The sequence below is a fragment of the Lewinella sp. genome (assembly GCF_050633125.1).
GTDB lineage: Bacteria > Bacteroidota > Bacteroidia > Chitinophagales > Saprospiraceae > Lewinella.
The window spans coordinates 1-22,271 of record NZ_JBOEFX010000054.1 but is presented as its reverse complement, the minus strand read 5'-3'; the positions used below and the strand labels follow the sequence as shown (position 1 = coordinate 22,271).

The following is a 22,271-nucleotide window of genomic DNA, read 5'->3' as shown; positions in this document are numbered from 1 at the left end:
CTAGTTTTTCAGGTTGTTATTGCAATTCCAACACCACGGTTTCGTAAGGCTTTAGTAAAAGACTAGCCACATCCTCAACTTTCTGTCCGGTAACGATGTTTGTTCCAGCTGTTGCTCCTGCTATTTGTTGTGCAAAGCGGTCGGTTGCGAGTGTCATTTCTGCAGGATTAGAATTATAGGCGATCATTACTGTTTTTTCCTCATTGTAACGAAAGAAGACATATACGCCATCTTCTGGAATGTACTGTGTGAGTTGACCGTTTTGTAACACAGGATTTTCCTTGCGGTAATTCGCTAGTGCCTTTATAACATTGAACGCCTCTTGCTCTTCGGTAGTTCTGTCTCTCTCTTTGAATTTGTTTTCCTTATCTCTGGGGAAACCACCGGGAAAATCTCGTCGGCCACCTTCGCCAAAAGCCCCGCCAGTACCGGTCATCAGAATTTCGCTCCCATAATAAAGCATCGGAATACCTCGCAGCGTGAGCAACAAGCTTACAGCAGATTTGAATTTATCTAAATCCTCTCCTAGTTCGCCGTAAATACGCCCCAGGTCGTGGTTGTCTAAAAACAGGACATTGCGGTAAGCGTCTTCGTAAAGATAATCCTGTGCTAAAATATAGTAAATTTTGGCAACACCACTTGTCCATTCTTGTGTTTCGGTGAGGGCTTCTTTGAGTGCATAATACAGTTGAAAATCTGTAACTCCCGGCAGGTGACTGTTATGATCATTCGCCCGTGTTCCTTTAGCAAACCAGGACTGAACACCGGTGCCATGGACCCAAGTTTCTGCAAATATTCCTAAGTCGGGATATTCCTTTAGCATCCGACGATTCCATTCGCTCATGAAACCCTGGTCACAATAGGCATAAGTATCAACACGAAAACCATCTTGGCCACTGTATTCTGTCCACCAGATGCTGTTCTGAATGAGGTAGTTGGCTAATTGTGGATGTTGTTGATTTAGGTCTGGCATATGCTTATCGAACCAGCTATCCGTAACTTGCGTGAAGTCGCTTTCCGCTGCATAAGGATCAAGGTGTACTGGCGCCCGGTAGGAAATATCGCGATAACCATCCTTCCATTGGTGAATCCAGTCGGTAGCAGGCAAATCCCTGATAAACCAATGTTGGTCTCCTGTGTGGTTGAAAATAACGTCCATGATAACCTTCTGCCCGCGTGCATGGGCCAGTTGTATCAGCTGCCGATATTGCTCGTTACTACCCAAACGAGGGTCAATTTCATAATGATCTGTGACGGCATAACCGTGGTAACTTTCGTAAGGTTGGTCGTTTTCGAGCACGGGGTTTAGCCAAAGTGCAGTTGCCCCCAATTCTTCGATATAATCGAGGTGTTCCATGATCCCAATGAGGTCTCCACCGTGTCGAAAAAACACTTTATCACGGTTGGTTCCTTTCTGGAGCATATCTCGCCCTTTGTCGTTGCCTTTATCACCATTGGCAAATCGATCCGGCATGATCAGATAGATAAAGTCAGCTGCTGTAATACCTTGTGCTTTAGGGGTATTGTCGCGGGCTTTTAATTCGTAAGGGTAAGCTTTATTTTCTCTACCATCCGGATACTTTAGTTCAATAAAAAAGCTACCAGCCTTGGTCTCAGGAGCTATATCCAGTAAAAGGAAAATGTAATTGGGATTCTCCAGTCTTGTCGTTTCCAACAAGCTTACCCCCGGATAATCAATGGAGGGTTCTAGGTCGCTAGCGTTTCGATCATAAATCAGGATTTCCAGTTGGCGCTCTGCCATTCCTGTCCACCAATTGGGTGGTTCAATACGCGTATTGGAGAAGGATTCTCCGGTGGCTTCGCGGTAATGATACTCACTCTCCTCTGTGCCCAGAGGCATTTTTTGCATCGGATCATCATTGTAGATGCCATGTTGGGCAATTAAAGGTAGGGTAAACAAAAAGCCCAGTAGTCCACAAAGTGCGGTACGCTTAATATTGGCTAAAGCCATTTTTTGGTGAATCATCATTTTTTTACTTAAAACTATAGCAGGTTCCGCGGGACAACATCCACGAAACCTGCTAAATCATAGGAAATATTTTTGACCAGAACTAGTGATCTGTCACTATTCTGCAACGTTGAATTGCAGCTTGGTAGGCATACTCAACAAGCTGACTGCCTTGACTGCTATCCGACTCATGTCATAGGTCTTTGTTCCTGACCAAGACATATAATCTTGCAATTGGGAAACGGCCTGCATCTCGAACTCCATATCCAGCGCATTATTCGCTGCATCGAAATGAAGAAGCTCTTTAGGGCCGTCGTTATAGATTACCCAACTGCCATTGGAATAAGTTTCTTGCCATTGTCCTGTAGTGAAAGTCCCATCGGCATTAAGTGCCCACCAGCGGCCCTTGTTGGGAAGGTTTTGGGTATTGTCTTCGTGGTTTACCCAATGCTCTGCTACCCAGTAAGGAGAGCGTAGTAAAAGCTGAACCTTGGGGCTATTGGCATTTGGTAGTACGGGCGTAGCAAAACTTCCCTGCTCGGTTGCCTCATTGGGGGCAGCATCTACCGTTGCACCGTTATCGCCAGGAGCGTCGGGTTTACAGCTCGTCATTAATGTAACAGCCAACAAAAGGCTAAAAAAGTACTTCAAAAATTGCATGGTAATTATGATTGTTTTATTTATTTCTCATTAACGCCTGGCTGGCGAATTTCTACGCCTTCGGAAGACTTAGCATCCTGCACCATTGCCTTCACGTCTTCCAATAGTTGCTGTGCATCGTAAACGACACCGTCTTTAACGGTATATTTTACCCCTTCCGTACGAATGACCTCATTATTATCATCCAGGCGTATTGCGCCCGTGCCGTACAGCACCTTAAAGTCAGCTAGTGGATTTTCGTTTACGATGACAAAGTCGGCTTTCTTGCCCACTTCTACCGTTCCTATTTCCTGCTCCATCCCTAGGGCTTCCGCTCCATTGAGGGTAGCTGACCGAATGACCTCTAGCGGGTGGAAACCAGCTTCGCGAAGTAGTTCCAGCTCGCGAATGTAGGCAAAACCGTACAATTGGAAAATAAACCCAGAATCGGAGCCTGTGGTTACTCTCCCTCCCCGGTTTTTGTATTCATTAACAAAAGTCATCCACAGACGGTAGTTCTCCCGCCATGCAACCTCTTGTTCGGTGCCCCAGGCATGCCAGTAAGAGCCATGACTGATTCGGCTAGGCTGGTAAAATTGCCACAAGCTGGGCAAGGTGTATTCTTCATGCCATTCGGCGCGGCGAGCCCTCATCAGGTCGCGGTTGGCTTCGTAAATATTAAAAGTCGGATCAATGGTGAAGTCCAGTGCGATCAAGTCATCCATGACTTTATTCCAATGATCGCTAAATGGTGCTGCAGCTTGTTTCCAAAGGCGCCCAGCTTCCTGAAAGCGATCCTGCTCATTTTGATAATTATAGTCTACAGGGTAGTTCTGTACCGTGCGATCGGTAAAAAGTGCCTCGGGGAGCCCGTACCAGTGCTCCATCGAGGTCAATCCTGCCTCAGCGCTATTGACTACATTCCAGCGACCAACATCCATTTGGGCATGGTGACAAGCAGAGCGCAAACCTAATTTTTTATTCTCTGCCAATGCTGCACCCATAATGTCGGGGTTGGCTCCAAAAAACTTGATGCCGTCGGCTCCTTTGGCAGCATTGTCACGCACCCACTGACGAGCGCCTTCGGGGGTGTTGATTTGATCGTAATTTCCCTGACCAAAGACGGTATAAGCTTCAATGCGAGGGGCGGCAATCTCATTGCGATCACTGCGCGCTTTGTGCTCCAGTACCCAGTCTAATCCATTTCCACACGATGGGTCACGAATGGTTGTAATACCGTGACCTAGCCACAATTTAAAGACATACTCTGCATCAGCGCCTTGTGCCCGACCACCAATATGTCCGTGCATATCCACAAAACCCGGCATCAAGTACATACCTTCTGCGTCGAGTTCGTAGCCGCCTTCCTCCAATTCTGGACGTCTATCTGGATTAATTGGCACATTAGGATTGCCCACTACCTGGATTTTGACGATTCTGTCATTTTCTACAACAATGTCAATTGGTCCACGTGGAGGAGCACCATTTCCATTGATGAGGGTAACGCCACGGATGATTAGTTGGCTATGAGGCCCCTCTCCTTCTCCTGGAATACGATCAGGGGCGGGATCAACCTGGGCGGTGAGTAAGGTAGTGATGCTTAAAAACAGGAGAAAAAGGTAAACATGACGCATAGGTTTGTAAGTTTTATCCTTGGTGGAATTCAAAGTAGCGGAACCCTCACAAGGTAAGAAATTTAAGGATTTGTAGATTATTGTTTAGGACGTGTTTGTCTACAAAACCAGCCATGCTTTTTTGATCTATCAGATATTCCTATCTTGTAAAACACCTAGTTATTGTCTTATGCTGATCACTGAAAATTTTAGACGTGTTTTTTATCGCTTATGCGCCATCTCTGTGGGATTAAGTCTTTTCTATCTAATTCTTTTTTGGAGTAATGGCACGCCTCGTTACGGTTCCGAAACGCTCAATTACGGGCCTCTTTTCTTGAATACTGTTTATTATATGGCCATACCTATTTGTTTGTGGTGGGGAATTGGCCAACTTACAGGTGAAAGGCGAGGAAGTTTTATCGCAGGGGCTATTCAATCCTTGATGGCTGGATATCTCTACTATAGTACTTTCACAGGCCCCAACAGTTCCTATGAGAATTTTGTTAGTGCCTACTGGTTTAACGCCGCAGGATTATTGATAGCGGTGGGTGTTTTTGCGTTCTTTTATTTCAAAGAAAGAAGAAAAGCTGTTTCCTTTTTACTAATAACCTTCCTGGTTTTACTCGGTTTTAATATGCCCACCTTTGATTATGGTGAATTGGTGGAGAAATTCTACCGTCTTTTTGGAGCAAAGAACTTTTTGTCGCTCAGCATTACTTCGGGCACCAATTCTACCCGTCGGATAAATATGCTGACGGTGTTACTTTCTAATTTGCAACTCCCTGCTTTCTTGCTTATTATTTGGTTCTTAATCAACAAAGTAAAGAATGCCCGTTTCTTTGACTTTAAGCAAGTCAGCATTCCTGAAGCCCCGCCGATGAGTGCGCTCACTTTTTCTCTGATCCATTGGGTAACGCGGCTAACGCTTTTCGTCTTAGTATTTGGGGCTACACGGCAGATACAAAAGGTAGCGAGTTTAGATTTTGCTCTCGGGCCATTGGTGTTGTTAACTGCTATTTTAGTAGCTCTGTATGTTGTTTCTGTCATCTACCGTAATTTTTTGGTAGCTTATTTTGTATCCAGAGCCAAGTACCCTTCCTGGTGTTATTTGTTTCTAAATATCCCTTTTATTCATGTGATTGCTTGGGTTATAGCAGTGGCCATGCCTGCCAGTAAATCTGTAGATTACGGCAATGAGCAAATGATAAAAGAAGATATTTCAGCCACCTTTAGTGCGCTTAAAATGCAGTTTGCTCAAAACAAGAATGCAGGTATACTGACCTTTATGTTGATCATCATTATCCTCTATACCATTGTTGCAAGTCTCAATATTAGATCGGGAGTCGGTTCGCAAAAAACAATTATCGTTGCGATGGGGATCGTAAGTATTCTCTTGCTTTTATGGTATAAGAGTAATAACCGAGCGGTGTATTATATTTTTCTAATAGAGGCCGTTTGTCTCTTTGTTGCTACCCTACTTGGGCGTATTGAATTAATGACCCCACTTATCTTCTTGGGCTTGAGCAATTATGTTATCTACTATTCGCTCTTTTATTTTGATCAGTTTACCTTGATACAAGAAGAGGGAGAAACACCCCCTCCGGCTATTTCTCCCTCTTAGGGGCTTCACATTTGAACCATATAAGGGATTATAAGGTCATTTAAGTTGTTATTAATAAAAGCACTTATATTTTCTTATAATCCCTTATATGGTTCCATAAAAATCACCGCTGACAAGCACACTGCGTAGGCATAAACGTGCCCGTTTCCGTCATCAATGGCCAAGCGTTTCCGCTACCGGGGAGTTCAAAATAGAACTGGCTACGAGGGACATCGTAATTGCCGATTTCGTTCATTGTAGCGGAATCATAGAGGCGGCCATTCACCATAGTCATTTCTACATTTTCAGAATCCTGGATGTTTTCCAATGGATTACCGTCGATAACGATAAGGTCGGCGAGTTTGCCAACTTTCAGGCTACCAATCTCCTGATCCATACCGAGGTAGCGGGCACCGTTGATGGTGGCACAAGCCAGGGCTTCGTGGTTGGTCATGCCGCCTTGCTGGAGCATCCAAAGTTCCCAATGTGCACCAAGGCCTTGTAGTTGTCCGTGTGCACCGAGGTTGATATTTACACCAGCGTCGGTCAGTTTCTTCAGCGATTGGCTAGTGAGGATGTGGCCATTTTGGTATTCTTCGTCTGGAACCATCGTGCGATGACGGGCTCTGCTGTCAATAACCGGGCGAGGTGTGAAGTTCAGTAGGCGGTCTTTTTCCCATACATTGGTATTTTGGTACCAATAGTATTCACCATTTACACCACCGTAGTTGACGATTAGCGTGGGCGTGTTGTGGGCATCTGTTTCCGACCAAAAGCTAGTCACATCTTTAAAGAGTGGTGCAACTGGAATGTTGTGCTCCACACCGGTGTGACCATCGGCCAGCATGCTCATATTGTGGTAAAAGAACGAGCCGCCTTCGGGAACAACCAAAAGTCCTAGTTCACTGGCGGCTTTCATCACCATTTGGCGTTGCTCGCGGCGAGGCTGATTGTAACTCTTGACGCTGAAGGCACCGTAAGCTTTCGTCCGACGCAGGGCCGAGCGAGCATCTTCCAGGCTATTGATCACGGCTTTGAAATCACCGTCGGCACCGTAGATAATCGTACCTGTGCTGTAAAGACGAGGGCCTACCATGTGCCCGGCTTTGATCATTTCGCTGTGGCTAAAAATCATCTCCGAATTGGAGCTAGGATCATGGGCGGTTGTGACACCATAAGCGAGGTTGGCATAATAATACCAGCTCTTTTGCGGACTGAGTCCATAGCGGAAATCACCCAAGTGGCCATGTACATCCACGATGCCCGGCATAATGGTCTTGCCCGTGCAGTCGATCACTTTGGCATCTTTTGGGATGCGTACTTTACCGGCTTCGCCCATACTGACGATTTTGTTGCCTTCGACCACCAGATTGCCATGCTCTATTACTCGATCACCCTCCATGGTGATGAGGCGGGCGTTGGCCAAGACCACTACCCCGCTGGGTTTGTCTGAGTTGAGTTCCAACGGCAATTTTATCCCGGTACTATCCATTGGTGGTAAGCTATCCGCTGCGCCTTCAAGGAAGGAGAAACGCTCGGTCAGTTCGTCTGAGAAGTACTCGTTACCTAAGGTCCAGAACAGGCGCTCGCTATCGGCTGACCAGTGGATATTAATCCCCGCATCGCGCGCGACCTGCGCTACAGGAACCGCCTTGGTGCTGGCGCTGATCCCAACGGTTTTCCCCGTTTTCGGGAACGGTGCAACGTATACTTTGAACAGCTCCGACCAAGCAATCCACTGATTGTCTGGACTGATACTGAAACGCTGGGCGTATTTACCATCAAAGTGCTTCTTTTCGTCGGTACCATTGGTTTTGATACTGTTGAAACTCTTGGTCAAGCTACCGAATAGGAAGCCGCCCGTTTGGAAAAATATGCGCTCGCCATCGGCACTATAAACGGGGTACTCGCCACGCGGGGTGACGATGGTAGGCTCGCCGCCCGTAGTGGCTATTGTGTAGAGGCCAGGCTCGGTACAATGGGTGTAGCCTTGGTGGCCGTTGCCGTCGTCCTTGCGAAAAACGATAGTACTTCCATCTGGTGAAAACGCTGGTGTTCGATATATGCCGGGTTCTGGCGTAAGCACCTTATCGCTGCCTGTAGCTAGATTGCGCAGGTGTAGCTGCCCCATTTTCTCGTCGTTCCAGCTTACGTAGGCGATCTGTTTGCCATCCGCAGAAAAAGCGGGTTCAAATTCAAAATCGGTGGCTTTGGTCAGGCGCGCCGCTTTCTTATCGGTCAGCGACATGCTCCAGAGGTAGCCAGCGGCACTAAAAACAACCGTTTTTTCATCGGGAGAAGTGACAAGGTGGCGAATTACATTCACCTCAAATTTATCGTCATGCACTTGGTTTTGCTGCGTACGGGTAGCTGCTACCTGGGTGTTGACTTCTACACTAAAGGGTATCGTACGTGGCAATGCCTTGGATTGCGGATCAGAAGGTACTTGCTGAATCTTACCACCGGCCCAGATGATGATCTGCTGATCGTCGGGCGTCCAATCGAAGCCGGGATAGGTGCCAAAAACGGCCCAAGCTTCCTGCTGGTCTTTGCTGAGTTCGTCGTAGAGGGGGAAGGTTTCGCCTGTTTCCAGGTAATGTACCATCAATACCGTTTTGGTACGCACGCGACGGACAAAAGCCAGCTTTTTGCCATCATTAGACAGCTGCGGACGGCAAGCACCACCGGGGCCGCTCACGACGGTTTCCACTTTATCTTCCTGCCGATCATAGCGCTTGATCACGTAAATCTGACTGTTAGGATCTTTGTTGTACTGAAAGTAACCACCGGGGTACATGTCTTCGCTGAAGTACACATAGCGTCCATCGGGAGAAACCACCGGCTCGTTCACATCCTGCTGATCGTTTTTGCGCTCGGTAAGCTGGATGCCGCTACCGCCTGTGATATGGTAGAACCACATTTCTCCAGCCCCTAAAGAGCGCTGAGAAGTAAAGTGCTTGCGGGCAATAATGTACTGCCCATCTGGCGTCCAGGCTGCATTGTTAAGGAGTCGGAATTCTTCTTTGGTAATCTGCTGAGCATCGCTGCCATCGACATTCATCACCCAGATGTTGTCACCGCCACCGGCATCGCTGGTAAAGAGGATTTGCTGTCCATCAGGGCTAAATCGGGGCTGTACTTCCCAGGCTAGGCCCGTACGAAGGGCTTTGGCCGTACCACCCGTAATAGGCATTTTGTACAGGTCGCCCAGCATATCAAAGATGATGGTCTTGCCGTCGGGGCTCACATCGAGGTTCATCCAGGTGCCTTCGTCCGTGGTGAATTTGACATCTTTCCAGTCCCACTCACCGGGCGGGTTATTGACGTCCCATTTATCGGTGCTGCCCGGTTGGGCGATCAGGGCAAACGTGGCGAGGGCCAAAAAGAGGGTGCTCCAAAGCTTCAGCATAATTGTGTGTCGTTGATTTGCTGGCTAAGGTAAGGAAAGATGGAGGGATTGGGTAGTGATTGATTTGAAAGGCAGCAGCAGGATTTTTTATCTCGCGCAGAGGGCAAAGAGCTTTTTTGAAAATTTCGCGCAGAGCCGCTGAGACGCAGAGAGCTTTTTTTAGGTGAAATCAGGAAGAAGAGGCTTTACTCCACCACCAACTTCTTCGTCACCTGCCCCGCTTCATTGCGTAATTCGATCCAGTATACGCCCGCAGGCCAAGTACTTACATCAATAACCTCTCGCTGTATTTGCGCCGTGCCATTTAGTGTTTTTTGGAGCATAATTTGCCCCTGAGCGTTGATGGCTTTCAGATTGGTTTCGCCGTTTAGACCGCGGTATTCAAGGGTGGAGGTTATGGTAGCGGGGTTGGGGTAGATGCTCAAAATTTTATTTGCCCCGATTGCTGGTACCGTTGTAACAAGGCTGGCTGAATCTACAATAATCATAAAAGCCTTGGTAATGGTGGATACCATCGTCCATTGTTGGTTATAAACTGGATTGCTAGTCCACTTCACCTCTCTTACTTTAGCCGCGACAGCATATTTCCCTGGTACCAAGGGGCGATCCCAGTACATAATTCCGTATTCATCAATAAAGAGTTCCCCGTTTGTAGCAGGTGGAAAGTAACCCTCAACCGGAAAATCTGCCAGTGCGTAACTAAGAGAGTCAAAATCATAAGGGACTTGATACATCTGAAGACTTTCGTACCAGCCTTCCTGCTCGTAATTGGTTGGAGAAAGTATGGCCATATCTGGACTCTCGTTGTCTGTAATTCCAATGATTGGAGAATTTTCTGAGGTGAAAATCAATATAGAATCCTTCATGACAAAATCAGAACTTGCTTCTTCTTCCATATTAACGAAATCATCGATAATTTGGCCGGGAGTTATTTTCAATTCCACGTATTCGTTAGTACCTGGTTCGTATTGGTGAATTCCCAAATAAAAATTGATAATGTACCCGTTCCCAGCACCAATGGTTCCCGATAAAGGCAGACTATCCAAATGCCCATCTCCCCAATCGAACGGTAGAAAATCCACCGGACTTCCTTGCCGACAAACCTGAACCTTTACATAAAGTTGCTGTGTATTTCCAAAATAATACTGTTTTTCAATTTCTGCTCCGCAGACGGCTTGGGCTTGGAGGATACTCAAATTCATCAGCAAGAAAACCAGCATTACGCCACCATTCTTATACGTATCAAATCGGCCCATCTTATTCGGTGTTTATTTTTATCAAAAATAGGCAAATAGAACATCACACGCTAGGCAGATCGAAAAAATAGGTTCATCACTCTACCACCAGCTTTCGTACCACGCTTCCGTCCGCACTTTCCAGTTTTACGAAATAGATGCCCGCAGGCCAGGTGCTGACGTCGTTTGTTGTGCAATAATACTTTGTGGCGTGGGCTTTCCTCCTCCGTCCTCGCGGACACCTCCTCCCGAGGAGGACATGGGGTTTGTTTTGGGTTTTGGGTAAGCGCTGAGGGCTTTTAGAGCTTGTTTGGTACTAATCCAAATAGAGGATACAAGCCTATACGTCACTCCTTCCTTGCGACGAAGGAGCCGGAGGACGGAGCCTAAGTCTAATCCAGTGCGTAGGCCGTGAGGCCGGAGCTCGGGGCCCGGAGGGGGCAAGGACGAAGGATGGGCGGGAGCGGGAGCGACCAGACAGCCTGGTGCCGATCCCGTCCCGACTAGAAAAGTCGCATAAGCGTCAACTTAATAAATCGTAATATGAGTTGACAAAAAAAAGTTGCTGCTTAGTTTTGTTCTAGACATCGATATTGGAACAACCACGCAGCAACCATGAAATATAACTTATCACAAATTAAAGAGAAAATTGGAGAACAAGCAATACTGTCGATAGCAAAAGAGAGTGGTTTTGAAATGCGGACACCGAGAAAGATTGATGGGGTCAGTTTTTTATTGGGCTTCTTTATGATGGTCCAGTTGGGTAAAATAGGCCTTAACGATTGGGCACGGCAGATAGGGCGACTTACTCAGAAACTCGTCTCTAAGCAGGGGCTTCAAAAGAAGCTTCAATTCCGACAAGAGGCTTTTGTGCGCAGCCTTTTGGCTCATGTAGTCAAGCAGACGACTAGAGGATGGGGCCATAAAGACATTGAGCTGTTTAAGCATTTCAACAAAGTCTTTGTGGAGGACAGTAGCTGTCTCAGCCTACCCAGAAACCTGTCTGCTTTTTATCCAGGGCCTCATAGTAAAAAACATGGCAAGTGTGCAACGGCTCGCGTGCAGCTACGCATGAACCTACTGGACGATTCCTACGAGGGGATAGATGTGGAAAGCTACCGAGACAATGATCAAAGTTTTGCCCACAGGATTATGGAAGTGCTCCAGGCTGGGAGCCTCGTCATTCGTGATCAAGGTTATTTCGTATTGTCTGCGTTTAAGGCAATCATGGAAAAGGACGCCTTTTTCCTGTCCCGCCTTCGTTATGGAACGAATGTCTATGATGAAGAGACAGGCGAAAAAATGGATTTGTTAGGCCTACTCAAGCAGTTGAAAAAGGAGGGTAAGCAGGTCTTAGATAAAAAAATCTTGTTGGGTAGCAAGCATAAGCTGCCGGTCCGACTGGTCGCGGTGGAGGTACCCAACGAGGTTAGAAAAATCAGGCAGCACAAGGCCAGCAATGACCGAAATACCAAGGCTGCCCACAACGAGTTGTACATGGAACTACTAGGGTGGACCATTTTTATCACCAACGTAGAAAGGGAAGTCTGGAGTTTTAAGGATATCATCAGGGCATATCGTTACCGCTGGCGCATCGAAATCGTTTTCAAGTGCTGGAAGAGCAAGTTCAACGTGGATAAATTCTTTAAAGGCAAGGATTACGTCTGTCCCCCGAGGGTAATTATCACTATTTATTTGATGCTCATCTGGATGACGCTTACACTTGGATGGTACGGTATCTTTGTACAGCGGGTTTATGAGGAAAAACGAGTGTTTTTGAGCCTACTCAAGTTCGCCGACTTCATAAAGGAACGTTTCTGGGAGGTAATCCTGGAAAAAAATCCCGATAAATTTATCGAAGAACTCGCACGATACTATTGCTATGACAAACGAAAATCCCGAGAGCATTATCTCGAATCATTATATGAGAATTTATTAAGTTGACGCTTATGCGACTAGAAAAGTCGAGACGGGAGACGGCACGGCCCCAAATGATACTCCTCCCCTTTTCACTTCCTAATAACTGCTATTCGCTGAACTGGTGGGTGGGACTATCACGGAATTGCGTAATTTTAAGCAAACCAAATAAAAAAATATGCTTATTCGCATCCTTAGCTGTTCTTGTCTGTTACTTTTGATGGCTTGTAACAACAATACAGAACAAGAAGTGACTACAACAGCTTACGAAAAAATGACTGTCAAATACCCTGCTACGGCGACCGTTGACCATACGGATGATTACCACGGAACGGCGATTGCCGACCCTTACCGCTGGTTGGAAGTAGATACGGCGCAAGATGTGGAAGCTTGGGTGAAGGAGCAAAATGCGGTGACCTTTGGCTACCTGGAAAACATTCCTTTTAGAAAGAAAATTGAAGAGCGCCTCACGGAGTTGCTCAATTATCCGCGCTTGAGTTCGCCTTTTCGGGCGGGCGATTATTACTTCTTTTATAAGAATGATGGCCTACAAAACCAGGCGGTGATTTATTACCAAAAGGGGTTGGATGGTGAGCCAGAGGTGTTTATTGACCCCAATACCTGGTCGGAAGCGGGTACTACGGCGATTAGCCTGGTGGGCTTTTCGGAGGATGATCGTTATGTTGCTTTTACGGTAGCAGACGCTGGTAGTGACTGGCGCAAGATCAAAGTGATGGAAGTGGCTACCAAGAAAGAGCTGGACGACGAGCTGGAGTGGGTGAAATTTAGCGGCGCTGGCTGGTCGGGAGATGGCTTCTTTTACAGCCGCTACCCTGCGCCAAAAGCGGGCCAGGAATTATCGGGTAACAATCAGTACCACAGTGTGTATTTCCATAAGTTGGGGACACCGCAGTCGGAAGACGAACTTGTGTTTCGGGATGATGACAACCCCGATCATTACCACTATGGTGGCGTGAGCGAAGACGGTGACTACTTTGTGATGTACGACGCACCGGGAACGGATGGCTTTGCGGCCTACTACAAAGACCTGAAGAACGATGGTGATTTTGTGGCCTTGTTTCCTGGTTACAAAAACAAGAGCAGCATCGTACACAATATCGGCACAAGAATGCTGGTGCTGACCGATATTGATGCGCCAAAATACCGATTGGTGGAGGTAGACATCAATAACCCAGGAAAGGAAAACTGGAAAGAGATCATTCCGGAATCGGACAACTTGCTACAGAGTGTTTCTAGCGGCGGTGGTTACCTTTTTGCCAACTACCTGGAGAATGCGACCGACCGCTACTACCAGATGGCCTACGATGGTAGCAACAGAAAGGCGATTGAGCTACCTGGAACAGGTAGTGCCGGTGGCTTGGGAGGCGATGAAGAAGATACGGTGTTGTTTTACACTTTTACTTCGTTCACTTACCCGCCAACGATCTTCAAGTACGATGTAAAGACGGGAACTTCAGAGCCTTTTTATCGGGCGGAGCTGAAGTTTAACCCAGAGGATTATGTAGAGACGCAGGTTTTCTACCCTAGCAAGGACGGTACCCAAGTGAGTATGTTTTTGGTACACAAAAAAGGTCTGAAGATGGATGGTAGCAACCCTACCTACCTGTACGGCTACGGCGGATTTAATGTAAGCCTGACGCCGAGCTTCAGTGCTTCGCGTTTGGTGCTGCTGGAAAACGGTGGTGTATTTGCGATGGCCAACCTGCGCGGTGGCGGCGAATACGGCGAAGAATGGCACCAGGGCGGAATGCTGGACAAGAAGCAAAATGTATTTGATGACTTTATTGCTGGTGCAGAATACCTGATTGAAGAAGGATATACCAGTAAAGAAAAGCTGGCGATAGCTGGTGGTAGTAATGGTGGTTTGCTGGTAGGTGCTTGTATGGCGCAGCGGCCCGACTTGTTTGCGGTGGCGTTTCCTGCCGTAGGGGTGATGGACATGCTTCGTTACCACAAATTCACCGTAGGCAAGGGCTGGATTCCTGAATATGGTTCAAGTGATGATCCAGAACAATTCAAGAACCTGCTCAGCTACAGCCCGATACACAACTTGAAAGAAGGCGTAGCTTACCCTGCTACGATGGTCACTACGGCTGATCATGATGATCGGGTGGTGCCTGCGCACAGCTTCAAGTTTGCGGCACAGCTACAAAAAAGCCATCAGGGCGACAATCCTGTGCTGATCCGGATTGCTACCGATGCCGGGCATGGCGCCGGTAAGCCGATCAGCAAAATCATTGAAGAACAGGCTGATCAGTGGTCGTTTTTCTTCTACAATACGGATGCGCCGGTGATTTATATTGAAGGATAGGGGCTGGTTGGGATATTCACGACCCACCCTCTAGCTCCCTCCCTTTTGATGGAGGGAGGACTAGCAGTCTATAAAGTGTTGATTTTGAAAGCCCCTCGCCTAGCAGGGAGGGGTTGGGGTGGGTCGTGAATGCAAGCCAAATAAACCAGCCAGATTAGGAACTTAAGTGTAAGGGTGCAAGGGTTATTATTTTAACTTTTACACCCTTACACCTTTTCCTTACCTTTGTGCTGTCTTATAGAACAAGCACGAAAAAAATGCCCGACGACCAACTTTCAAAAGGGGCTGAAAAAGATCTATTGATCGCGGAATTACAGCAGCAAATCAAAGACCTTCAACAGAGCAATCAGGATTTAGAACATTTTGCTTATGTTGCCAGCCATGATTTACAAGCGCCTCTTCGTACTGTAGAGGGCTACCTTGGTATTATTCGCCAAGAGCTTGAAAAAGAGAATATCCCTGTTGATATCGAAGAATATTTCCAGCACGTTACCTTTGGTGTCAAACGGTTACAACAGCTCATTAAGGATTTATTGGAGTACTCGCGGGCAGGCCGTATGGTAGAACGCCAAAGGGTGAAGACGCTCCCTATGCTGGAGATTGTGAAGTACAATTTGCGACACAACATAGAGAAAGGAGCCGCTACGGTGACCACCAATGGGTTGCCGGAAGAATTTCAGGGCCATCGCATGGGGATTACCCAACTGTTCCAAAATCTGCTGGCCAATGCGATCTATTTTGGCAAAGAAGACACCTCCAATCAAATCCATATTGAAGCAGTTGACAAAAAGGACTACTGGCAATTTTCTATCGCTGACCAGGGAATCGGTATCGCGCCTGAGAACCACCAAAAAATCTTTGAGCTTTTTACCCGCCTGATTCCCAGAGAGGTAGATGACAAAGGCACGGGGATTGGCTTGGCGCTATGCAAGCGAATTGTAGAGAGCCATAATGGTAAAATCTGGGTAAAGAGTGAACTTGGGAAAGGGAGTACTTTTTATTTCACGATCAAGAAATAGGCTACTATTTTCCAGCTATCAAGACATTCTTTTTACCACATGAGACACAGCGGATGATTCTTTTACGTAGACTCAGGTCTACCTATCCCTAGGTGTCTATGTACTGAGAGAGGTTAGTGTTATTATTATCACATAGACACATAGCGCATTTATTTAGTGCAGACGGATGCAGTGTAGTTCCTCTGCGGTAAAAAAGTAGAGATAGTGCCTAAGGTCCAACCTACTCCACCACGATCTTCTTCACAGAACTCCCCGTTGATGTACGCAACTGTAAAAAATACAATCCAGCAGGGTATTTACTGACGTCTATCTGTGTAGTAGAAGAAGATGCCGATTGCCATAAAATGCGGCCCTGTTGATCGTAAAGGCTTAATGTGCCTTCATGAAGATCTTTGCCCCTAAGGAATAGCTGATCACTTACCGGGTTCGGGTACAGCTCCCACGTGGTAGCTTGATCGACGATGTTTTCTGCATCCACCGTGCCGTCTGGTAAGAAGTTGGTAGCGAAGAAGCTCACTCCTCCCCTTTCATTCCCCAGCATAAGATCGAAGAAGTCGTCGCCGTTCCAGTCCCACAAGACGGGGTGGGTATAGATTCCTTCATTGCGATCGAGCAGGTTTTCACTAACGGTTGTAAACGCCGAGCCATCGAGGTGCCCTTCAATATCGCGGTAGTATTCTAGTGAGCCGGACTGTGTACCTAGAAACAGGTGATACGCTCCATTAATGTCTACAAAAAAGGTCGTTGAATAGCCCACCGAGAAGCCAGGTATCCGAGCATCGACCTGCCCCAGTTGACGGACATTAGGCGCAATCTCTTCATCATTGCCAAACATGGCTGCTCCTATGGTTCCTACATTTTGAAAATAATTGAGGTTGCCGGTTTTCTCACCGATAACGATATCCCCTAAACCATCACGATTGAGGTCCACGATTTCAGGAGTGGCTGCTTGGCCAATATCAATACCCATGTAGCCATAAGTTGCTGCGCTAAACACGGCGGGTTGACCTTCACCAGCTGTATTTTCAAAATAAAACAGCTTGCCTTCAATATCTCCGACCAAAGCATCATCATCACCATCGCCGTCCAAGTCGCCAAAGGCAGGCGAGAAAGCGTAGGTGCCTGTGCCGGGGACCGTGCCATTGTACTGGGCCATTCCCAAATAGTCTTCACTCACCAGGGTAAAGGCAGGAGATTCTGCTGACCCTGTGTTTTCGTATAAATACAGGCGGCTGTTTTTGAATCCTAGCTCTGCATAAAAAGAGAAGTTACCTACCACTAAATCTTGTAGCCCATCGGCATTGTAATCCAATAATGCAGGGTGAGAGCGTGTCCCCAGGTCTATCATTCCTCCAACCAAAAAATCATCCTGGCGGAAATCAAAGTTGGGATTGCTGTCTGTGCCTACATTCTTGTAGTACCATACATTTTTGTGGTCAATACCAATGTTGTCTTCATTACTGGCTACTACTAAATCTCGTTTATTATCTCCATCAATGTCCAAAAAAAATGATGCAGGAAAAAGCGGTAGATAAGCAGGTACATCATAGCTGGGGAAGTTGATATCCTGGGAAGTCATCCAGGCATCGCTACAGTTATTTCCATTGGTAGCCATTGTAAGGGAGGAGAAAGAAAGGTCACCCAGTACCAAGTCGTGGTCGCCATCACCATCTTCATCAAATGTGAGGACGGTCGAGCCTACATGCCGGTCCTCTATTTCGCCACTAACGATGCCACTGGCACATTCGCCGGCACTAGAAGCTAAATCCAATTCAGGAGAAAGGCCACTTTCATAAATACCTCCGTAGCAATTGTCGGCCAATACAAAAATGAGGCTGTCTGCCCCGTAACCATTTTCTACAGACAGGTTGGTGTACAATTCCAAGAAGCCACCGCTGATATTGAAGGTAAGTATATCAAGATCGCCATCACAGTCAATATCTGCTATATTCGGATAGTCGATATTGCTAATATAAAGCTGTGTATCTGCACCTCCGGGAGTAGGCACAAAAATGATATTCAACTCATTGTCAAAATAAAATCGTTCAAAATCAATGATGCCTTCCGGCGAATAACTGCCGGTGTAAACTTGAACACCAGAGGCCACATTGCGATTATAGGTAAAAATGTCTTCAATACCATCATTGTTGTAATCACGAAGCAGAACCCAAGAATCAAAAGCCGGAAAGTTGACCAGCAAGTCTGGCCGCAGCTGCCATTTTCCGTTGCTGTCCTTTGTGAATCCCATTGCTACATCCCCTACCCTGTCAAATGCAAAAAGGTCTTTCTGCCCATCATTATTGAGATCTACTGTTGAAAACTGTGGGCTATTCAAGCCGCCAGTGAACCCCAATGAGGAAGGGCTACCGTTTTGGGTAACCGTAGGAAAACGGCGCTCGAAATTAATATTCTGAGCAGTTCCTGAAGGGATAGCGTAGAGAAAGAGGGAAAAGAAAAGAAAGTAGCGAAGCGTAGTGTTCATAAAGTAGTTCATTAGAGAGCCTCAAAGATAACGGGCCTGCTGCTTATTAACCTGCAATGGCTATAAATCTTTAGCAAGGAAGGCTACAAATGGTCTACAAATCTGCACGAAGGAGCCGCGACAATCGGCGAAGCAACCAAATCATTTTGGTATTGAGGCTAGGCGACGCATTGAAATAGAGTTCATTGATGAGAAGCCATTCTTTTTCTTTCGACAGGGCAAAAAGTTTGTGATAATATACGCGCTGTGCTGCTTGCAGGCCCGATTTCCAGTAGAGCGCCTTTTCGGTCATCGCAAAACCTTTTTTTGCATTACCCAACAGGCTTTGATCACAGATAAACCATATTTTTTCTTCCCTTTCGGGGAAAAGAAATGCTTTGCCAGCGTTGCGAATCTTATTGACGGGCATCTTTACAAAATCCGTATACAAACGTTCTTCCTCGTGTTCAAAATCCAAAAATGCGAGTGCCATTTCGCCAAGATCAACCTCTTGCACCGGCAATTGCTGATAGCGCAACAACACCTGAGGCAGTACAATCTTATTGATATCCGCGCAATGGATGATGAAGAAAAAATCGAGTAAATCATCACACAAATGACGAAGCTCACGCAAATGACGTTGCTGTTCTGTTTGGTGAGGAGATATAGTGAGGCTTTCTTCCCACTGCAAGAGTCGTCTTTGTACCGTTTCTCTGTAATTACTTTCGTAAAGACGTTCCTGGTATTGCGGTAGTTGAGTCTCGTCTTGTTCGCAAGCTACCCTTTCATTCAACCGTTCCTGAAACCGGGCAAATGCTTGTTGCACAAGTGGTGCTTCCCAGTCCCATGTGGGGGTAGCGGTAGCAGGCTTCAAGCTAGATAGCTGAAGTGCCCCACATTGATGGCAAAAGCGAGCCTCTGGTGGCAAACTGGTCTGACAATTAGCGCAAGTCTTCATAAGCGCCAAGATAGTTAATATTTGAAAATCATATTTTGGCACACTTCTTGTTTTACACTCAGTAAGATTACAATTTGTTAAAAAGGTTATGTAAAAAAAAGGCTCGTTTCGTAAACGGGCCTTTTTTTATACTAAGTCTTATTCCTTCTTCCTATCTTTGCCGCGAAATTTGAGACAAGGGAGGCAAACGTTGTCCTTCCCCTCAACATATGCCTTAACCAAGGGGCTTCTACTGCTCCTGCACTAAACTTACCACCACATGATCATTGGTGTTCCTAAGGAAATCAAGAACAACGAGAACCGCGTAGCACTTACTCCTGCCGGAGTGATGGAACTAAAGAAGCGTGGCCATGAAATCTATGTTCAAGCAACTGCCGGTATGGGTAGTGGTTTTGCCGATGATGATTATTCTAATGCCGGAGCTACACTTCTTCCTACCATTGAGGACGTTTATGCTATTGCTGAAATGATCATCAAGGTCAAAGAGCCGATTGAGTCGGAGTACAAACTCATCAAAAAAGACCAACTGCTCTTTACCTATTTTCACTTTGCTTCTCACGAGCCACTCACCAATGCCATGATTGAAAGTGGCGCTACTTGCTTGGCTTACGAAACCGTAGAGTTACCCAACCGTAGCTTGCCCCTACTCGTACCTATGAGTGAAGTCGCTGGCCGGATGAGCATCCAGGAAGGTGCCAAGTACCTCGAAAAACCTATGGGTGGTCGTGGCGTACTGCTAGGTGGTGTACCTGGGGTTATGCCTGGCAAAGTGATCGTTCTGGGCGGCGGTGTTGTAGGCACTGAAGCAGCAAAGATGGCTGCTGGATTGGGTGCCGACGTAACTATCCTTGACATCAGTTTGCCTCGCCTCCGTTACCTGAGCGATACTATGCCAGCTAACGTGAAGACGCTCTATTCCAATGAGTACAATATCCGTGAGTTGATCAAAACAGCCGACCTTATCATCGGTGCGGTCTTGATTCCTGGTGCAAAAGCTCCTAACCTCATTACGCGCGCGATGCTTAAAGATATGCGCCCCGGAACGGTACTCGTAGACGTAGCCGTAGATCAAGGTGGTTGTATCGAAACGTGTAAACCCACTACCCACGCTGATCCTACTTTCGTGATCGACGAAGTGGTACACTACTGTGTGGCCAACATGCCTGGTGCAGTGCCTTATACTTCCACCCTCGCCTTGACCAATGCAACGCTGCCTTACGCAATCCAATTGGCCGACAAAGGCTGGCAAAAAGCTTGCCGTGAGAATCAGCCGCTATCTCTTGGACTCAACGTCGTTGATGGCAAGGTAGTTTACAAAGCAGTAGCGGAAGCCTTCAACTTGGATTACACGCCATTAGAAGACGTATTGTAACATATTAGACTCCTAACTCTTTATCTCAGGCTGTAAGTCTAAGTTGAGGAGTTAGGAGTTACTCATTCGAGTGTATTCATCAATGCGAGTCTGACTACTATTAATTGCAGAGTTCTAGCTCCCTGAGTCTTCTAATAAAAATCTCTGCGCCTCTGTGTCTCTGCGCGATATACTCAATTTTGAACACGCCCACTCATCCCCCACTCCTATGCGAATTTTAGGTTACCTCGATCATCCTATTCTCAAAATCACCGTTTTCAAGACCGACACCCGTCTGTCCATTAAGTTTGAAAACAACCATTTCGAGCAGACCTACAAATTCCGCCCCACCGAAAAGACCAACAGCCTGAATGAACTCCGCCAACTGGTCGATGAACCCTTTATTGAAAAGGTAATGAGTCATTTTCAGGAAATGGACCAAGACTTTGCCGCGGCTTTTGAGCGCAACTTTCCCGAAGAGGAGGACGATGATTTTCCGGAGATTATTTAGGGGCATTGTCCTGCGCTAATTTTGACCCTGATCGTATGAATGCGATTACGCATTTGTACGATTAATGTGAGCTAAGGGTTTTCTGGTATAGTAATAAAACATCCTACATGACCAGAAAAAGAGGCTGCCTTCTTAAAAGACAGCCTCTAGTCGAAAGAGTAGAGTTAAATATTGGCTATTGGTTCTCAATGATTCAATTTACCGAACTACAGCAATTTTTCCGACAAATTTCTCTTTGCCTGTTTTTATTTGAACGATATAGGTTCCCTCGGGTAAATCAGATAAATTCAAACGAAGTATGTTCTCCCCTTCCAATACTTCCTTGTGGAGCAATTTGACTGTCCGCCCTGTCAAGTTAACTAACTCAACCAATGCTTCTCCGCTGCTATTAGCGTTAAAATCCAGCTGAACATATTCCATAGCAGGGTTAGGGTGAATTCCCAAAATGTTTTTGTTCTGAATAAAACTATTTACCCCCTCCGGCATCGCGGAGCCAATCACGATAGTGTAATCTTCTACTTCACCATATTGGAAACTTTCACATGGAGAAGAGTAGCCGTTGTACTTCATGGATACACGCATCCGAGTAGAACCAGATGGAACATTGCTAGGAATGTAGGCAGAGCCTGTAATAGTAGAAGTACCATTACCTTGACTTACCATTTCGCCACTATCATTGAAGTCGCCATCTTGGTTGAAGTCAATCCAAATTGTCCAGTATTCACTGTAAACTGAACTTGAAAAGCCCGGAACAAGCGTCCAAGAAACATTAGTGTTCGCATTTACAACAGTAGATGTTCCGGTGTAGTTAGCGTATCCACCATTGTTGCCTGAAGTATTATTAATTCCGCCAAACTGTACACGATTTATCCATTCATCACTGGTGGTGTTTCCATTTGAGTTACAGTAAGCGTTTCCTCCGCCACCACCGGTCGTCGTGAAATATTTAGAAGATGTCCATGGAGACCAGTTTGATCCACACCATATACCACCTTGGTATTCATATTGCGTTCCGGCAGTTAATCCAGATAAATTCGTAACACCTGTTGACGAGTAATTTGCAATTGTAAATGTTGAAGAACCTGCAACTTTATACTGGAAAATAGAAAAATCTTCACTCCCTGTATAGTTTAAAGAAACGGTAGTGCTACCAACATTGCTTGAGTTTATCTGACTTACAGCAGGAGCATTACAGCCACCACCGCCGCCGGTCGTCGTGAAATACTTAGAAGATGTCCATGGAGACCAGTTTGATCC

The 22,271-nt window shown here is 46.4% G+C and carries 15 protein-coding genes; 6 read left to right on the top strand and 9 right to left on the bottom strand.

What is annotated here, in order from left to right:
- Positions 1-16: 16 nt before the first annotated feature.
- The 3 genes from ACRBG0_RS12900 to ACRBG0_RS12890 form a co-directional block, all read right to left on the bottom strand.
- On the bottom strand, positions 17-1,990 hold the full coding sequence (locus tag ACRBG0_RS12900; RefSeq protein ID WP_431487284.1) for a glycoside hydrolase family 13 protein: 1,974 nt from the start codon (positions 1,988-1,990) through the stop codon (positions 17-19).
- Positions 1,991-2,086: 96 nt separating this feature from the next.
- Positions 2,087-2,629: a hypothetical protein gene (locus tag ACRBG0_RS12895; RefSeq protein ID WP_431487283.1), complete on the bottom strand. Its 543-nt coding sequence runs from the start codon at positions 2,627-2,629 to the stop codon at positions 2,087-2,089.
- Positions 2,630-2,649: 20 nt separating this feature from the next.
- Positions 2,650-4,242 carry an amidohydrolase family protein gene (locus tag ACRBG0_RS12890; RefSeq protein ID WP_431487282.1) on the bottom strand — a complete coding sequence of 531 codons (1,593 nt, stop codon included), beginning with the start codon at positions 4,240-4,242 and terminating at the stop codon, positions 2,650-2,652.
- A gap of 169 nt (positions 4,243-4,411) precedes the next feature.
- Here ACRBG0_RS12890 and ACRBG0_RS12885 point away from each other — a divergent pair, with 169 nt between their 5' ends.
- Positions 4,412-5,842 (top strand): hypothetical protein, encoded by a 1,431-nt coding sequence (locus ACRBG0_RS12885; protein WP_431487281.1) that lies wholly within the window; start codon positions 4,412-4,414, stop codon positions 5,840-5,842.
- A gap of 103 nt (positions 5,843-5,945) precedes the next feature.
- Here the strand turns inward: ACRBG0_RS12885 and ACRBG0_RS12880 are convergent, their stop codons facing one another.
- From ACRBG0_RS12880 to ACRBG0_RS12870, 3 genes are all read right to left on the bottom strand, one after another.
- Positions 5,946-9,230 (bottom strand): amidohydrolase family protein, encoded by a 3,285-nt coding sequence (locus ACRBG0_RS12880; RefSeq protein WP_431487280.1) that lies wholly within the window; start codon positions 9,228-9,230, stop codon positions 5,946-5,948.
- A gap of 185 nt (positions 9,231-9,415) precedes the next feature.
- The gene (locus ACRBG0_RS12875) at positions 9,416-10,486 is read right to left on the bottom strand and encodes a T9SS type A sorting domain-containing protein (RefSeq protein WP_431487279.1); all 1,071 of its coding nucleotides are present in this window, start codon (positions 10,484-10,486) and stop codon (positions 9,416-9,418) included.
- A 76-nt stretch (positions 10,487-10,562) separates the two neighbouring features.
- A complete protein-coding gene (locus ACRBG0_RS12870; protein ID WP_431487336.1) occupies positions 10,563-10,625 on the bottom strand; it encodes a hypothetical protein in 63 nt (20 codons plus the stop codon).
- A gap of 455 nt (positions 10,626-11,080) precedes the next feature.
- Between ACRBG0_RS12870 and ACRBG0_RS12865 the strand changes: the two genes are divergently transcribed.
- The 3 genes from ACRBG0_RS12865 (at position 11,081) to ACRBG0_RS12855 (ending at position 15,733) form a co-directional block, all read left to right on the top strand.
- On the top strand, positions 11,081-12,409 hold the full coding sequence (locus ACRBG0_RS12865) for an IS4 family transposase (protein ID WP_431487278.1): 1,329 nt from the start codon (positions 11,081-11,083) through the stop codon (positions 12,407-12,409).
- 151 nt (positions 12,410-12,560) lie between these two features.
- A complete protein-coding gene (locus ACRBG0_RS12860) occupies positions 12,561-14,714 on the top strand; it encodes a prolyl oligopeptidase family serine peptidase (RefSeq protein WP_431487277.1) in 2,154 nt (717 codons plus the stop codon).
- Positions 14,715-14,971: 257 nt separating this feature from the next.
- Positions 14,972-15,733: a sensor histidine kinase gene (locus ACRBG0_RS12855; protein ID WP_431487276.1), complete on the top strand. Its 762-nt coding sequence runs from the start codon at positions 14,972-14,974 to the stop codon at positions 15,731-15,733.
- 220 nt (positions 15,734-15,953) lie between these two features.
- On the opposite strand, the gene ACRBG0_RS12850 is transcribed toward ACRBG0_RS12855, so the two are convergent.
- Both ACRBG0_RS12850 and ACRBG0_RS12845 read right to left on the bottom strand, forming a co-directional pair.
- A complete protein-coding gene (locus ACRBG0_RS12850) occupies positions 15,954-18,215 on the bottom strand; it encodes a T9SS type A sorting domain-containing protein (RefSeq protein ID WP_431487275.1) in 2,262 nt (753 codons plus the stop codon).
- A 94-nt stretch (positions 18,216-18,309) separates the two neighbouring features.
- Positions 18,310-19,152, bottom strand: a complete 843-nt coding sequence (locus ACRBG0_RS12845) for a zinc ribbon domain-containing protein (protein WP_431487274.1) — start codon at positions 19,150-19,152, stop codon at positions 18,310-18,312.
- 259 nt (positions 19,153-19,411) lie between these two features.
- On the opposite strand from ACRBG0_RS12845, the gene ald reads away from it, so the two are divergent.
- The gene (ald, locus tag ACRBG0_RS12840) at positions 19,412-20,524 is read left to right on the top strand and encodes an alanine dehydrogenase (protein ID WP_431487273.1); all 1,113 of its coding nucleotides are present in this window, start codon (positions 19,412-19,414) and stop codon (positions 20,522-20,524) included.
- Between the two features lie 208 nt (positions 20,525-20,732).
- On the top strand, positions 20,733-21,014 hold the full coding sequence (locus tag ACRBG0_RS12835; RefSeq protein WP_431487272.1) for a hypothetical protein: 282 nt from the start codon (positions 20,733-20,735) through the stop codon (positions 21,012-21,014).
- A gap of 198 nt (positions 21,015-21,212) precedes the next feature.
- On the opposite strand, the gene ACRBG0_RS12830 is transcribed toward ACRBG0_RS12835, so the two are convergent.
- On the bottom strand, positions 21,213-22,271 hold a 1,059-nt coding region (locus tag ACRBG0_RS12830), incomplete at its 5' end, for a GEVED domain-containing protein (RefSeq protein WP_431487271.1).